The organism is Niveibacterium sp., assembly GCF_041909475.1.
Lineage (GTDB): Bacteria > Pseudomonadota > Gammaproteobacteria > Burkholderiales > Rhodocyclaceae > Niveibacterium.
Genome location: NZ_JAYRDJ010000053.1, coordinates 1 through 15794, shown reverse-complemented (window position 1 = coordinate 15794; position 15794 = coordinate 1). Strand labels below are relative to the sequence as shown.

The window sequence follows — 15794 nt, the reverse complement described above, 5'->3', positions numbered from 1 at the left end:
GACCTCGTACTCGGTGCACAACGTGCCGATGATCCCGGTCTACATCTACTACTCGATGTTCGGCCACCAGCGCGTGATGGATCTGTGCTGGGCGGCGGGCGACTCGCGCGCCCGCGGCTTCCTGATCGGCGGCACCGCCGGCCGCACCACGCTGAACGGCGAAGGCCTGCAGCACGAAGACGGCCACTCGCAGATCCTCGCGAACCTGGTGCCCAACTGCGTCACCTACGACCCGACCTTCTCGTACGAGCTGGCGGTGATCGTTCAGGACGGCCTGCGCCGCATGTACGGTGAGCAGGAAGATGTGTACTACTACATCACCGTGATGAACGAGAACTACGAGCATCCGGCGATGCCCGAGGGCGCGGAAGCGAACATCCTCAAGGGGATGTACAAGTTCCGTGAAGGCGCGAAGGGCAAGGCCAAGCAGCCGCGCGTGCAGCTGCTCGGTTCCGGCACGATCTTCCGCGAAGTCATCGCTGCGGCGGACCTGCTGCGCGAAGACTGGGGCGTCGAGTCCGACATCTGGGGCTGCCCGAGCTTCAACGAGCTGGCGCGCGACGGTATCGACGTCACCCGCTGGAACCTGCTGCACCCGCTCGAAACGCCGCGTGTGTCGCATGTTGAAGCCATGCTGAAGGACACGGCGGGCCCGGTGATTGCCGCGACCGACTACGTCAAGCTGTTCAGCGAGCAGATCCGCCCCTATGTGCCGCGCCGCTACGTCACGCTCGGCACCGATGGTTACGGCCGCTCCGATACCCGCGAAGCCCTGCGCAACCACTTCGAAGTGGATCGTCGCTGGGTCACGGTTGCTGCCCTCAAGGCCCTGGCCGACGAAGGCACGATCGATCGCGAAAAGGTGGCGCAGGCGATTGCCAAGTACGGCATCGACATCAACAAGCCGAACCCCATCACCGTCTGATCGCAGCCCCCGCGCAGCGGGCCGCCCGGATGCGGCCAGCTGCACCGGCGCGTTTGCGCCGCGGGGATTGCCTCCCACAGAGGAACGCACATGAGCCAACTCATCGAAGTGAAGGTTCCCGACATCGGCGACTTCAAGGACGTGCCGGTGATCGAGGTGGCCGTCAAACCGGGTGATTCGGTTGAGGCCGAAGCCACCCTGCTGACGCTGGAATCGGACAAGGCCACGATGGATGTGCCGAGCCCGGTTGCCGGCGTGGTCAAGGAAATCAAGGTTGTCGTCGGTGACAAGGTCGCCGAGGGCACGCTGGTCGTGATCCTGGAGGCCGGCGCTGCGGTCGCTGCCGCGCCTGCGGCCGCGCCCGCACCGGCTGCTGCAACCCCTGCACCTGCAGCCCAGGCCCCGGTTGCTGCGGCAGCAGCGCCGGCCGCACCGGCCGCCGGTGGTGGCCTGGTCGAGGTGACGGTGCCGGACATCGGCGACTTCGCCGATGTACCAGTGATCGAGGTTGCCGTGAAGGTGGGCGATACCGTTGCCGCCGACGCGCCAGTCGTTACGCTGGAATCGGACAAGGCGACGATGGATGTGCCGACCCCGGTGGCCGGCGTCGTCAAGGAAGTGAAGGTCAAGGTCGGTGATCGTGTGTCGCAAGGCGCGCTGATCCTGGTGATCGAAGCCGCGGGCGGCGCTGTCGTACCGGCCGCCGCCGTGGCCGCTCCGGCGCCTGTCGCGGCGCCCGCGCCGGCAGCGCCTGCTGCGGCACCCGCGGTGGCTGCCCCGGTAGCCGCTGCACCGGCGATCACCGCGCCGGCCGGCAAGGCCCACGCCAGCCCCTCGGTGCGCCGCTTCGCGCGCGACCTGGGCGTGGACGTCTCCAAGGTGCCGGGCACCGGTCCGAAGGGCCGCGTGCTGCACGAAGACGTGCAGAACTTCATCAAGGGCGTGTTCAGCCAGATCTCGACCGGCGCACTGGTGCCGGCCGGTTCGGCGGGCGCCTCAGGCGGTGGTGTCACCGGTGGTGGCGAGCTGAACCTGCTGCCCTGGCCCAAGGTCGACTTCAGCAAGTTCGGCCCGGTCGACGCCAAGCCGCTGTCGCGCATCAAGAAGATCTCCGGCGCCAACCTGCACCGCAACTGGGTCCAGATCCCGCACGTCACCAACCATGACGACGCGGACATCACCGATCTGGAAGCCTTCCGCGTGCAGATGAACAAGGAATTCGAGAAGAGCGGCGTCAAGCTGACCATGCTCGCGTTCATGATCAAGGCCGCTGTGGCCGCGCTGAAGAAATTCCCGACCTTCAACGCCTCGCTCGATGGCGACAATCTGGTGCTCAAGCAGTACTACCACATCGGTTTCGCTGCCGACACGCCTAACGGTCTGGTCGTACCGGTGATCCGCGACGCGGATAAGAAGGGCGTTTCCGCGATCGCTCAGGAAATGGGCGAACTGGCGAAGCTCGCGCGCGACGGCAAGCTCAAGCCCGACCAGATGCAGGGCGGCTGCTTCACGATCAGTTCGCTCGGTGGCATTGGCGGCGTGTACTTCACGCCGATCATCAATGCGCCGGAAGTCGCGATCATGGGCGTCTGCAAGTCGCAGATCCGCCCGGTGTGGGACGGCTCGGCCTTCGTGCCGCGCCTGATGCTGCCGCTGTCGCTGTCGTGGGATCACCGCGTCATCGACGGCGCCGAGGCCGCCCGTTTCAATGCCTACTTCGCCGGCGTGCTGCAGGACTTCCGCCGCGTGCTGCTCTGAGCCGGAGACCTCAAGGATGAGCCAGATTATCGAAGTGAAGGTGCCGGACATCGGCGACTTCAAGGATGTGCCGATCATCGAGATCGCGGTCAAGCCGGGTGACACCGTCAAGGCCGAAGACGCGCTGCTGACGCTCGAATCCGACAAGGCGACGATGGATGTGCCGAGCCCGGCTGCCGGCGTCGTCAAGGAACTCAAGGTCAAGGTTGGCGACCGCGTGGGCGAAGGTGCCGTGGTGCTGACGCTGGAAGCGGCAGCATCGACCGCCCCGGCCGAAGCCCCGAAGCCTGCCGCCCCGGAGGCCGCGCCGGCCCCGGCTGTCGCGCCTGCGGCACCGTTGCCGGCCGGCAGCTATAGCGGCCCGGTCGATATCGAGTGCGAAATGCTGGTGCTGGGCGCCGGCCCTGGTGGCTACTCCGCCGCCTTCCGCTCCGCCGACCTTGGCATGAAGACGGTGATGGTCGAACGCTATGCAACGCTCGGCGGTGTGTGCCTGAACGTGGGTTGTATTCCGTCAAAGGCGCTGCTGCACGTCGCCAACGTCATCGAAGAAGCCTCGCATTTTGCCGATGTCGGTGTGGCCTTCGACAAGCCGACCGTGGATCTGAGCCGCCTGCGTGCGCACAAGGAAAAGGTCATCGGCAAGCTGACCGGCGGCCTCGCCGGCATGGCCAAGGCGCGCAAGGTCGAGATCGTGCGCGGCTACGGCAGCTTCCTCGACGCGCACCACGTCGAAGTGGCGCTGACCACCGGCTCCGGTTCGGAACAGAGCGGTGAGAAGAAGGTCATCCGCTTCCAGAAGGCGATCATCGCTGCGGGTTCGCAGGCGGTGAAGCTACCTTTCCTGCCGGATGATCCCCGTATCGTCGATTCGACCGGCGCGCTGGAACTGCGTCAGGTTCCGAAGCGCATGCTGGTCATTGGCGGCGGCATCATCGGCCTGGAAATGGCGACGGTGTATTCCGCTCTGGGCGCACGCATCGACGTGGTCGAGGCGCTGGAAGGCCTGATGACCGGTGCCGACCGCGATGCGGTCAAGGTCTGGGAAAAGCAGAACCTGCATCGCTTCGACAAGGTCATGCTGAAGACCCGCACGGTGGGCGTGACCTGCCGTCCGGATGGCATCCTGGTCAAGTTCGAGGGCGAGAACGCCCCGGCCGACGAGCAGAAGTACGACCTGATCCTCTCCGCCGTGGGACGCAGCCCGAACGGCAAGAAGATCGGCGCCGAAAAGGCTGGCGTGCATGTCACCGACCGCGGCTTCATCCCGGTCGACAAGCAGCAACGCACCAACGTGCCGCACATCTTCGGTATCGGCGACATCGTCGGCCAGCCGATGCTGGCGCACAAGGGCGTGCATGAGGCCCACGTTGCCGCGGAAGTGGCGGCGGGTCAGAAGTCCTTCTTCGACGCGACCATCATTCCGTCGGTGGCCTACACCGAGCCGGAAGTGGCCTGGGTCGGCGTGACCGAGATCGACGCCAAGGCCAGTGGCCGCAAGATCAACGTGGCGAAGTTCCCGTGGGCGGCTTCCGGTCGCGCGATCGCGAACGGCTGTGACTACGGCTTCACCAAGCTGATCTTCGACGAGGAAACGCATCGCGTGGTCGGCGGCAGCATCGTTGGCCCCAACGCAGGTGACATGATCGGCGAGATCGCGCTGGCGATCGAGATGGGCTGTGACGCAGTGGATATCGGCAAGACGATCCACCCGCACCCGACGCTGGGCGAGTCGATCGGCATGACGGCCGAGGTGTTCGAGGGCACCTGTACCGACCTGCCGCCGATGAAGAAGAAGTAAGAACGTCTCGGGGGAGACTGACTGCGCTTGCCGAAACAGGCCCCCCTGGGGGGAGGCCCGGCGCAAACACCCTGGGTGTTTGCGGCGGTCGCGCAGAGGGCTCCCGCCTCGTCTGGCGGTGAGTTCCATTGGAATGCGGCGGCTCTACGGAGCCGCCGCTTTTCCATTCAAGGCCTTGCGGCGCTTGACTTTCGCCATGCCATAAAAATATTGAATGGCGATTTCCTTGCTTTGGTACGAAAGGTGGATTAGGGTTAACCCTGACGGACGCCCGGAGACGCACAGAGCTTCCCGGTGAAATCCCTCCCTCCCTCCCCGCATCGGGACGCGCATGGCTCTCCCCCTTGTCATGACGCCGCCGTGCGTACCGGGCTGTTCCTGTCACCCAATGGCGAGCGAGAACAACCGCCGCTTCAAACAACGGACTGCGCGTACAGACACCCACCGCTTCGGCGCAAGGGTGAATAACAAAAGCTCGGCGACCTCAGGTCGCCATTTTTTTGTCCACGCTTCCCGTGTCAGGCGCGCCGGCGTCGCGGCGTGTTCGCCAGCCGCAGCGCCAACTGCAGGAATTCGTTCCATAACTCGCCGTCGCCCACGCCCTTGATGATGCGGTCGACGCGGGCGGCATGCATCAGTGCTGCGCGTAGTGTACCGAGCGGTAGACGCGGCAGTGCGCGCTGGATCAAGGCCTGTTTCTCGCGGTCGAACACCCGCTCGCGCTTGAACAGCGCGGCCAGCGGCTGGCCGCTGTCCTGCCCGGCGCGCAGCAGCGCCAGCGTGCGGATCTCGGTCGCCATCGCCCACAGCACCAGCGGCGGTGCGGCACCTTCGCCCTGCAAGCCTTCGATCATGCGCGTCAGGCGTGCCGGGTCACCTTCCAGCAGCGCGAGGCGCAGTTTTTCGGTGTCGTACCGGGCAACGTTCAGCACCGAGTCCTGAACCTGCTCAAGCGTCAGCTCGCCCGGCTCGAACAGCAGCGCAAGCTTCTGTAGTTCCTGATGTGCGGCCAGCAGATTGCCTTCGACGTGCTGCGCGATGAACTCCAGCGCTTCGCGCGGTGCGCGCTGTTTCTGTCGCGCGAGCCGGCCTGCAAGCCAGTCCGGCAATTGCGGTAGCGCCGGTGCATTGCATTCGACCTCGACACCGGCTTCGAGCAGCGCGACGAACCAGGCCGCCTTGCGCGCGGCCCAGTCCAGCTGCGGCAGCGTGATCAGCGTGATGACGCCTTGCGGGTCGAGGTGCTTGACGTAGCGCTGTAGCGCCTCGCCGCCTTCGCGGCCTGGTTTGCCGGTCGGGATGCGCAGGTCGATGAGTTTGCTGGAGCCGAATAGCGACAGGTTGCCGGCGGCCATCTCCAGCGTGTTCCACTTGAAGCCTTGCGTGACGACCAGTACCTCGCGCTCGTCGATGCCGCGCGCGCGCGCCGCTGCGCGGATTGCATCGCCCGCTTCCAGCACCAGCAAGGGCTCGTCGCCATGCACGATGTACAGCGGCGCGAGGCCGCGTTCGAGCTGGCTGGCGAGCTGTTCCGGGCGAACGGCCATGCTCGGCTTAGCGCGCGGGGGCCGACTGCGTGGCCGGCAGTTCGGGCAAGGGCCACTGTGCGGTGGCCATGCGGCGCAGCACGCGCTGGATCAGATCGTTTTCCATCTCGCGGTAGTACTGCGCTTCTTCTTGTTCCTTCGCCAGCACCAGTGCGTCGTTGAAGGTCATCTCGCGCTTCGTGGCGACTTCGGTGGCCGGGATCACCTCGCGCCCGCCGCGATCGACCACCTTGAACACGATGCGGTCGCGCAGTTCGTACTCGCGCACGCGGCCGTCGGTGTTCAGGCTCAGGATGATCTTCTCCTTCACGTCCTGCAGGATCACGAGGCTGACTTCGGCTTCGGACGGTGTTTCGACGATCTTGGTGCCGCCGTTCGCAGCAATCTGCCGGCGCAGGTTGGCGCCCGATTCGCTGTAGGCCGAGACGCCCAGGTGGATCGACTTGAATGGCAGTGGCTGCGGCCCGCGCAGGTGAAAACCGCAGGCGCCGAGCAGGGTCAGCCCGGCAAACAGCAGGGCGGAGCGGATTCGTGTCACGGTTGAATCTCCGGCCGCAGGCGCGGCGGCTTGGGGTGAAGGCGGGCCATCACGAGGGTGTCGACGTATTCGCCGTTGCGCAGCCCGTGGCCTTTCATTACCGCTTCCTGCACGAAGCCACAGGATTCGTACAGCTTGATTGCGCGCGCGTTGTCGGCGAACACCTGCAGTTCGATCCGCAGCAGGCCGAGCCAGTTGTCGGCGGTGTCGAGCAGGGCGGTCATCAACGCACGGCCGATGCCCTTGCCCTGCCAGGCCTGATCCACCGTGATGCCGAGTTGGGCCGAATGCGCGCGGCGCAGCTCGGTCTCGCGATGCAGCCCGGCACAGCCGACGATCTGCCCGTCGACTTCAGCCACCAGCGGCGCCTCGTTCGGCTTGTTGCTCGTGAGTCGTTCCACCCACAGCTCTACGCCGGGGTAGGGCAACTGCAGCGTGTTGGCGAAGACTTCCGGTGGCGACATCAGCCGGGCGATCGCGGCAGCGTCGCTCGGCTCGCACCGGCGAATGCGGGGCTGGACGGCCACGTCAGCAGACGATGTTCACCAGACGGCCCGGCACGACGATGACTTTCTTCGCCGGCTTGCCTTCCATGAACTTCTGCGCGACATCGGACGCCACCGCAGCCGCTTCGATCGCAGCCTTGTCGGCCGACGCCGGCACCTTGATGCTGCCGCGCGTCTTGCCCAGCACTTGCAGCACCAGCTCCACTTCGTCCTGGATCAGCGCTTCTTCCTGCGGTTCCGGCCATGCGGCGTGGAGGATGTCGTCGCCGTAGCCGAGCTCACGCCAGAGCGCATGTGCGATGTGCGGCGTGATCGGCGACAGCACGCGCAGCAGGATGCCGAAGCACTCTTCGACCACCTCCGCTGCGAGCCCGGTGTCGCGCGGCGCCTTCTCGATCGCGTTGAGCATCTTCATCGTGGCCGAGGCCACGGTGTTGAACTGCTGCTTGCCAAGGTCGTAGTTGGCCTGCTTCAGCAGCAGGTGGATTTCGCGGCGGAAGGCGGCGAGATCCGGTGGCAGCTTGGTCGTTGCCAGCGTGCGCTCGGCCGGAAGCTTGCCCTTCAGCTCGGTCGCGAACACATGGCCGAAGGCCCAGACCCGACGGAGGAAGCGATAAGACCCCTCGACGCCCGCATCCGACCATTCCAGCGTCTGCTCGGGCGGCGCGGCGAACATCATGAAGAAGCGTGCGGTGTCAGCGCCGTATTGCTCGATCAGCGATTGCGGATCGACGCCGTTGCTCTTTGACTTCGACATCGTCGTCATCTCGAACTCCAGCGGCGTGCCATCCTTCTTCAGCGTGGCGCCGGTGATCTGGCCGTGCGAGTTGCGGACAAGATCGACTTCCTCTTCCCAGTAGTAGTTCTTGCCACCGCTTTCCGGCTTGTGCGAGAAGGCGGTGTTCAGCACCATGCCCTGCGTGAGCAGGCGCGAGAAGGGCTCACGGTAGTTCACCAGGCCGACGTCGCGCATCACCTTGGTCCAGAAGCGCGAGTAGAGCAGGTGCAGGATCGCGTGTTCGATGCCGCCGATGTACTGGTCAACGGTCATCCAGTAGTTGGTCTCGGCATCGACCATCGCCTTGTCCGAGAAGGTGCTGGCGTAGCGCGCGTAGTACCAGGACGAATCGACGAAGGTGTCCATCGTGTCCGTCTCGCGGCGCGCCGGCTTGCCGCACTTCGGGCAGGAGCAGGCGAGGAAGCTTTCGAGCTTGTTGAGCGGATTGCCCGAGCCGTCCGGCACGCAGTCTTCCGGCAGCACGACCGGCAGCTGATCGTCCGGCACCGGCACCGAGCCGCAGTCATCGCAGTGGATGATCGGGATCGGGCAGCCCCAGTAGCGCTGGCGCGAGATGCCCCAGTCGCGCAGGCGCCACTGCACCTTCTTCTCGCCGATGCCCTTGGCGGCCAGCAACTCGGCGACCTTGTTCACCGCGGCTTCGTAGGCAAGCCCGTCCAGCACGCCGGAGTTGACGCAAACGCCGCGCTCCTTGTCGCCATACCAGGGCTTCCAGGCGTCCAGCGAGAAGCTTTCGCCTTCGACCTGCACCACTTGCTCGATCGCGATGCCGTATTTCTTCGCGAAGGCGAAATCACGCTCGTCGTGCGAGGGCACACCCATCACGGCGCCGTCGCCGTAGCTCATCAGCACATAGTTGCCGATCCAGACTTCGACTTGCTTGCCGGTCAGCGGATGGGTAACGAAGAGGCCCGTCGGCAGGCCTTCCTTCTCCATCGTCGCCATGTCGGCTTCCATCACCGAGCCGTGCTTGCACTTGTCGATGAAGGCGGCGAGCTCGGGGTTGTTCTTCGCCGCGTGGGTCGCGAGCGGGTGCTCGGCGGCAACCGCGCAGAAAGTGACGCCCATGATCGTGTCGGCGCGGGTGGTGAAGACCCACAGCTTGCCGTCGCCGATCAGGCCGGCTTCGTCCGAAATCTCGTGCGGGAACGCAAAGCGCACGCCGATGCTCTTGCCGATCCAGTTGGCCTGCATCAGCTTTACGCGTTCCGGCCAGCCGGTCAGCTCATCCAGGTCACCCAACAGTTCTTCGGCGTACTGGGTGATACCGAGGTAGTAACCGGGGATCTCGCGCTTCTCGACCACCGCGCCGGTACGCCAGCCGCGACCGTCGATCACCTGCTCGTTGGCGAGCACGGTCTGGTCGACCGGGTCCCAGTTCACGACCTGCGTCTTCTTGTAGGCGATGCCCTTTTCGAGCATGCGCAGGAACAGCCACTGGTTCCACTTGTAGTAGCTGGCGTCGCAGGTGGCGAGCTCACGGCTCCAGTCGATCGCGAAACCGAGCGACTTGAGCTGCTTCTTCATGTAGGCGATGTTCTCGCGGGTCCACTTGGCCGGCGGCACGCCGTTCTTGATCGCCGCGTTCTCGGCCGGCAGGCCGAAGGCATCCCAGCCCATCGGCTGCAGCACGTTGTAGCCGCGCATCTTGTGCGAGCGCGATAGCACGTCGCCGATCGTGTAGTTGCGCACATGCCCCATGTGCAACTTGCCCGAGGGGTACGGGAACATCGAAAGGCAGTAGTACTTCGGGAGCGAATCGTCCCGGGAGACTTCGAAGGCCTGGGTGGATTCCCAGTGTTGTTGGGCCGCGGACTCGATCTCGGCCGGCGTGTATTTGTCCTGCATGGGCGCGTGCTCGCTGCAAAAAGGCGAAAACGCGCATTCTACCGCCCGCACGCTGCAGCGCGGTATCCGCATGCCGGGCGGCGCTTGCGGCGCCCGGCACCAAGCGCCGATCAGGCGGCGCGGCGGACGCCGGCGCGCAACGCGCCGAGCATGTCTTCGAGCGCCTGCAGCGGCAATTGCGCGAGGTGATTCTGCGTGCGCACCATGCGCACCAGGCGCGGCGCGAGTCGGCGTTGGCGTTCGGCGTCGGTCAGTTCGAGCAGGCGATTGTGTGCCGCTGCCCAGTATTCCGGGCCGCCGACCCAGCCGGTCGTGTCGGTCGCGTGGCGCAGGGCGTCGTGCCACAGCTCCAGCGCCTGTTCGTCGCTGATGCCGGCCTTGCGGGCCAGCCAGGGGAGGTACATCGGGGCGTTCATGGGGGGGGCTTTCTCGCGGCACACCCCCTGGGGGAGGGGCGGGATGGTGCGCTGCAAAAAATTAGGGTAAACCGCGACCGAAATTATAAGATCGACGAGCGATCAATGTTAGAGGCGCGCGTCAGTTTCTTGCGCTGAAACAAGCCCTTGGGGCGCATGGGCGCTTTTCGATGCGACGCGCGGCGGGGCGCTCAAGTGGTGAGCGGCGGCGGGCGCGCTCATACTGCCCATGCAGCCTCGATTCTCAGGAGTATCCAGATGGATTCCACAGTTAAAGTCGGCATCGTCGGCTTTGGTTTTGCCACCGCCACCTTCCATGCGCCGCTGATTGCATCGGTGCCGGGGCTTGAACTGGTCGCCATGTCGAGCAGCGATCCGGCCAAGGTGCGTGCGGCGTGGCCGCAGGTCGATGTGTGCGATTCGCCCGATGCACTGTTCGCGCGGCCGGACATCGATCTCGTGGTGATCCCCACGCCCAACGAGACGCACTACCCGCTGGCGGTGAAGGCGCTGGCGACCGGCAAGCACGTGGTTGTCGACAAGCCCTTCACGCTGGACGCAACCGAGGCGCGCGACCTGATCGCTCGCGCCGAATCGGCCGGGCGCCTGCTTTCGGTGTTTCACAACCGGCGCTGGGATGCGGACTTCCTCACCGTCAGGCAAGTGCTGGCCGCGGGCGTGCTCGGGCGGCTGACGCATTTCGAATCGCACTTCGACCGCTACCGCCCGCTGGTGCGCCAGCGCTGGCGCGAATCCGGCGCGCCGGGCAGCGGCCTGTGGTACGACCTTGGTGCACATCTGCTGGATCAGACCCTGCAACTCTTCGGCGCGCCGCAGACGGTATCGCTCGATCTGGCCAAACAACGCGACGGCGCCGCCGCCGACGACTGGTTCCATGCCGTGCTGCGCTACGACAACCTGCGCGTGATCCTGCACGCCAGCGCGCTGGTGCCCGACCTCGGCCCGCGCTTCGCGCTGCATGGCACGCTGGGCAGCTTCACCAAGTACGGGCTCGACCCGCAGGAAGACGCGCTGAAGCTCGGCGGCCGACCCGGCGCGTCGGACTGGGGCGTCGACCCGCGCCCCGGCACGCTCACGCTGAGCGAGGCCGACGCGCTGACGCAGCGCGAACATGCCGGCGAACGCGGTGACTACAGCCGCTACTACGCCGCGGTGCGCGACGCGATCCTGAATGGCGCACCGAACCCGGTACCGGCGGGTGACGCCTTGCAAGTGATGCAGTTGATCGACCTGGGGCTTGCGAGCTTCCGCGAGGGGCGCGTGATGACCGTGGGCGAATTGGGGTGAGGCACGCGATGGATTTCGAGCATGAACTGGAGAAACTCGCACGCCAGGAGGAGGCGCTGGTCTTCCCGGCGTTCGACGAAGATCTCGCATGGCAGCTCGGTGAAGCGCTGCGCAGCCGTGCCCGCGCCGCCGGTCTTGCGGTGACGATCGTGATCCGCCGTGGCGAGGACATCGTCTTCCTGCATGCGATGCCCGGCACCACGCCGGCCAATGCCGACTGGGCGCGGCGCAAGCACAACGTGGTCACGCTGATGCAGCGCAGCTCCTATTCGGTCTCGCTGGAGTGCCGGCGTGACGGCAAGGGGCTGGATGAAAAAATGGGCTTGCCGCTGCGCGACTACGCCTGGCATGGCGGCTGTTTCCCGATCCGCGTTGCCGCCGCTGGGATGATCGGCACCGTCACGGTGTCGGGCTTGCCGCAGCGGGCGGACCATGAACTGGTGGTGGCCGGGCTGGCGCAGTTGCTCGGCCATGACGAGGCGGCGCTGGCGCTGGATTGATCTGCGCTGCGCGGGCGCCGCGAACAGGCCCTAGAATCACGCCCTTTGTGGAGCCACCGCGCATGAAGCCTTTCCCCTTGCTGGCGTTGCTCGCCGTGGCGCTGAGCGCGCCTGCGCACGCCACCGATCTGCCCAAGTGGGAGCTTGGCCTCGGCGTGGGTGCGATGACGCTACCGGACTATCGTGGTTCCGACGAGCAGCACGCCTACCTGCTGCCGGTGCCCTTCGTGGTGTATCGCGGCGATCGCCTGCGTGCCGACCGCGACGGTCTGCGCGGCAAGCTGTTCGATTCCGACCGCTTGGAGCTGGATATCAGCCTCTCCGCCGGGGTGCCGGTGCGCAGCAACAGCAACGATGCGCGTGCCGGCATGCCGGATCTGAAACCGACGATCGAGATCGGCCCGCAGCTGGTATGGCGCATCGCCGGCAGCTGGGAGGATGGTTACCGCCTGATGGCGCGCCTGCCGATCCGCAAGGTGATCGCGATCGGCACCTCGCAGGACGCAGGCTGGGCGAGTACGCCAACGCTGTCCTTCGACATCTTCGATCAGCCGGTGCCGGGCTGGCGCTTCGCGGTATCCGGCGGGCCGTATTTCGGCGATCGCGCCAGCCACGCCTATGTGTATGACGTTGCCCCGGAATATGCGCGCGTCGGTCGCCCGGCGTACGCGGCGAAGTCCGGCTACGGGGGCGCGCAGCTCACGCTGACGCTGTCGCGCCGCATGGGCCGCGCGTGGTTCGGCAGCTTCGTGCGTGGCAGTACCGTGTCTGGCGCCGCCTTCGAAGACAGCCCGCTGGTGAGGCAGAGCAACAACATCACCGCCGGCGTTTCGGTTGCGTGGTCGCTGTGGGAATCCGCCGAGCGGGTCGATCGGCCGGTCGACGAATAAGCCGTATCGCCGCCATGCAAGCCGCGCGCTGTGCGCTTGTTGGCATGCGCGGCAGCGTGGCGCACCTATGCTCGCAGCGGGCTTGATCTGCTGCAGGGCGTAGTGCCGTGAATCGCCAGAGGATCCTGCCTTTCCCCTCATTCTTGAAAACAGGATCCCATGGACTTTTTTGAACTGCTGGCCGGACATGCCACCGGCCTGTTCGTCTTGATCGGCCTGATCGTCGTCGCGATCGGCTACAAGTGGGTGCTGTGGTTGTTCGGCGTGATCATCGTGCCGGACGACAGCCTTGGCGTGGTGACGAAGAAGTTCGTACTGTTCGGCGCCAACCGCAATCTGCCGGACGGCCGCATCATCGCGCTCAACGGTGAGGCCGGCTACCAGGCCGACACGCTCGCCCCTGGCCTGCATGTGGCGCTGTGGCCGTGGCAGTACACGGTTGAGTTGGTCAAATTCTTCACCGTGCCGCAGGGCGAAGTCGGCGTGGTGGAAGCCTGCGACGGCAACCCGCTGCCGAGCGGCCGCATCATCGCGCGACAGGTCGACTGCGACACCTTCCAGGATGCGCGCGCCTTCCTGCAGAACAGTGGCGAGCGCGGCCCGCAGATGGCGCTGATCCCGCCCGGCACCTACCGCATCAACACGCTGCTGTTCAAGGTTGATCTCAAGCCGGCGGTGAGCATTCCGCAGGGCAAGCTGGGTGTGGTGGAAGCGCTCGATGGCGCGCCGCTGCCCAGCGGCCGCGTGATCGCGCGGCAGGTGGCCTGCGACTCCTTCCAGGATGGGCACGCCTTCCTTTCTGGCGGCGGCGAACGCGGCCCGCAGATGTCGGTGATTACGCCGGGTACCTACCGCATCAATCCTGCGCTGTTCGAGGTGCATCTGGCTGAGGCGGTCGACATTCCGGAGAACAAGGTCGGCATCATCACGACCAAGGAAGGCAAACCGCTGGTAACCGGCGAGATTGCTGGCCCGGAGATCGCCGGCCACAACATGTTCCAGAACCCGCAGGCCTTCGTCGATAACGGCGGCAGCAAGGGTCTGCAGGAACAGGTGCTGCTCGCCGGCCGCTACTTCATCAACCCGCGTTTCGCGACCGTCGAGATCGTCGACATGGTCGAGGTGCCGATCGCCAACGTGGGCGTGGTGATCGCCTACGTCGGCGGCGAGGGGCACGACGTCACCGGTGAATCCTTCCGCCACGGCAACTTGGTCAGCCGCGGCGAGAAGGGCGTGTGGGTCGATCCGCTGGATCCCGGCAAGTACCCGATCAACCCCTACACCCACAAGGTCAGCAATGTGCCGACTGCGAACGTGGTGCTGAACTGGGCCACCGGCAAGACCGAAGCGCACAAGCTGGACGCCAACCTCTCGACGATCACCGTGCGTTCGGCCGATGGCTTCAAATTCAACCTCGACGTTTCGCAGATCATCCACATCCCGCGCAACGACGCGCCCAAGGTCATCGCGCGCTTCGGCGGCATGGCGGCGCTGGTGACGCAGGTGCTGGAGCCCACCATTGGCAACTACTTCCGCAACGCCGCGCAGGGTTCGGACATCATCGACTTCCTGAAGAACCGCTCACGCCGGCAAGACGAAGCACGCCAGTCGATTGCCACCGCGCTGAAGGAATACAACGTTGGCGCCGTGGATACGCTGATCGGCGACATCGTGCCGCCGGAAGAACTGATGAAGACGCTGACCGACCGCAAGATCGCCGAGCAGGAACGCGTCACCTACGACACCCAGCGCCAGGCGCAAGTCGTGAAGCAGGAACTCGAACAGGCCACCGCGCTCGCCGCCACGCAGGCCCGCGTGGTCGATGCCGAGCGGCAGGTCACGATCGCCGATTTCAACGCCAAGGCCACCGTGAAGGCGGCCGAAGGTCAGGCCCAGTCGAAGAAGATCAACGCCGAAGCCGACGCCACCGTGCTGCGCACCGTGGGCGAGGCCGAAGCCGCGAAGACCCAGGCCGTGGGCGGCGCCGAAGCCGAAGTCATCAAGCTGAAGATCGCGTCGATGGAATCCGGCAACTACGCGATGGTGCAGGTCGCCGAAGCGCTCGCAAAAGCCGGCGTCAAGCTGGTGCCCGATATCGTTGCAGGTGGCGGCAGCGGCCAGGGCGGCACGCTGGTGGATGTGCTGCTGGGGAATTTGATTAGGGACGGGATGAATAGGCCGAGGGCGGACGGCGCGCCAGGCTGATGTTGGACGGACGGACGGACGGACGGACCGGCGGGCGGGGCGCAGTGTCGCCCCGCTGATTGTGCGCGCCGAGGTTTGTTGTCGGGCTTCGCGGGCGTGGCCTAACCTAACTCGCTTGGTTTGAATGTAGATTCGCCAAGCAATACAGCGCAACCTGCCGTGAACTTCAGGTGTGCGACCATTTCAACTTTAGTCAGTGGTAGTTCGCCATGATCATGTGCCTCGCTCGTATAACGGTCGGGATCATTGTCGTTCTTCATACGATTCCAAGTGTTCTGGCCGCGGATTTCCGTATCGATGATATGGAGACCCAAATTACGCTCTCTGGTGAGATTGCTCCCGGTGACGCTGAGCGGTTAGCTCGTATCTTTCTTTCAATCAAACCGCAGGGCGGCGCGTACTTCTATCCGAGTTCCGTGTATTTGGACTCCCCGGGGGGAGACGTTGGAGAGGCAACCCGTCTTGCTCAGTTGGTTCGGACGCTGGGTTTGCGTGTTGCAACGGTTCCGGGCGGGAAGGGCGTTTGCGCCAGTTCCTGCTTCATTATTTACGTGGCCGCCAATGAGCGCCATGCGACCGGAATCGATGCTGTGCGCTCAAAGGACAGCCTCTCGCCCGTTGGTGTTCATCGCCCCCGATTCCGCATTGCAGAGTGAATCACCCCGGCTTTCGCGGAGGCCAGTTGGTTTAAGTCAGACGGTCGCGGCCTGACCAGCGCGTTGTCGATGGTAATGGGTTTCGAATTCGGCAGGA

General features: G+C 65.4%; 12 protein-coding genes and 1 pseudogene. 8 read left to right on the top strand and 5 right to left on the bottom strand.

The window, feature by feature from the left end:
• The 3 genes and pseudogenes from aceE to lpdA all read left to right on the top strand — a co-directional run.
• A pseudogene (gene aceE, locus ACE3P0_RS20560) lies at positions 1–925 on the top strand (pyruvate dehydrogenase (acetyl-transferring), homodimeric type); the annotation flags it as partial.
• Between the two features lie 90 nt (positions 926–1015).
• Positions 1016–2683: a dihydrolipoyllysine-residue acetyltransferase gene (gene aceF, locus ACE3P0_RS20555; protein ID WP_374404674.1), complete on the top strand. Its 1668-nt coding sequence runs from the start codon at positions 1016–1018 to the stop codon at positions 2681–2683.
• A 16-nt stretch (positions 2684–2699) separates the two neighbouring features.
• The gene (gene lpdA, locus ACE3P0_RS20550) at positions 2700–4484 is read left to right on the top strand and encodes a dihydrolipoyl dehydrogenase (RefSeq protein ID WP_374404673.1); all 1785 of its coding nucleotides are present in this window, start codon (positions 2700–2702) and stop codon (positions 4482–4484) included.
• Positions 4485–5002: 518 nt separating this feature from the next.
• Here the strand turns inward: lpdA and holA are convergent.
• The 5 genes from holA to ACE3P0_RS20525 form a co-directional block, all read right to left on the bottom strand.
• Positions 5003–6031, bottom strand: coding sequence for a DNA polymerase III subunit delta (gene holA / locus ACE3P0_RS20545; RefSeq protein ID WP_374404672.1), 1029 nt, complete (start codon positions 6029–6031; stop codon positions 5003–5005).
• Positions 6032–6038: 7 nt separating this feature from the next.
• A complete protein-coding gene (gene lptE, locus ACE3P0_RS20540; protein WP_374404670.1) occupies positions 6039–6569 on the bottom strand; it encodes an LPS assembly lipoprotein LptE in 531 nt (176 codons plus the stop codon).
• Positions 6566–7096 carry a GNAT family N-acetyltransferase gene (locus ACE3P0_RS20535; protein WP_374404669.1) on the bottom strand — a complete coding sequence of 177 codons (531 nt, stop codon included), beginning with the start codon at positions 7094–7096 and terminating at the stop codon, positions 6566–6568. The genes lptE and ACE3P0_RS20535 overlap by 4 nt, the downstream gene beginning before the upstream one ends.
• 1 nt (position 7097) lies before the next feature.
• Positions 7098–9722: a leucine--tRNA ligase gene (gene leuS, locus ACE3P0_RS20530; protein ID WP_374404668.1), complete on the bottom strand. Its 2625-nt coding sequence runs from the start codon at positions 9720–9722 to the stop codon at positions 7098–7100.
• Between the two features lie 110 nt (positions 9723–9832).
• Positions 9833–10138: a hypothetical protein gene (locus ACE3P0_RS20525; RefSeq protein ID WP_374404667.1), complete on the bottom strand. Its 306-nt coding sequence runs from the start codon at positions 10136–10138 to the stop codon at positions 9833–9835.
• Positions 10139–10396: 258 nt separating this feature from the next.
• On the opposite strand from ACE3P0_RS20525, the gene ACE3P0_RS20520 reads away from it, so the two are divergent.
• From ACE3P0_RS20520 to ACE3P0_RS20500, 5 genes are all read left to right on the top strand, one after another.
• Positions 10397–11446, top strand: a complete 1050-nt coding sequence (locus tag ACE3P0_RS20520) for an oxidoreductase (protein WP_374404666.1) — start codon at positions 10397–10399, stop codon at positions 11444–11446.
• An 8-nt stretch (positions 11447–11454) separates the two neighbouring features.
• Complete coding sequence (locus ACE3P0_RS20515) at positions 11455–11946, top strand: heme-degrading domain-containing protein (protein ID WP_374404665.1); 492 nt, start codon at positions 11455–11457, stop codon at positions 11944–11946.
• A 62-nt stretch (positions 11947–12008) separates the two neighbouring features.
• Positions 12009–12836, top strand: coding sequence for a MipA/OmpV family protein (locus tag ACE3P0_RS20510; protein ID WP_374404664.1), 828 nt, complete (start codon positions 12009–12011; stop codon positions 12834–12836).
• Positions 12837–12995: 159 nt separating this feature from the next.
• Entirely contained in the window at positions 12996–15041 is a 2046-nt protein-coding gene (locus ACE3P0_RS20505) for an SPFH domain-containing protein (protein WP_374404663.1), read from the top strand.
• Between the two features lie 209 nt (positions 15042–15250).
• Positions 15251–15697, top strand: a complete 447-nt coding sequence (locus ACE3P0_RS20500) for a hypothetical protein (RefSeq protein ID WP_374404661.1) — start codon at positions 15251–15253, stop codon at positions 15695–15697.
• The last annotated feature ends 97 nt before the right edge of the window (positions 15698–15794 follow it).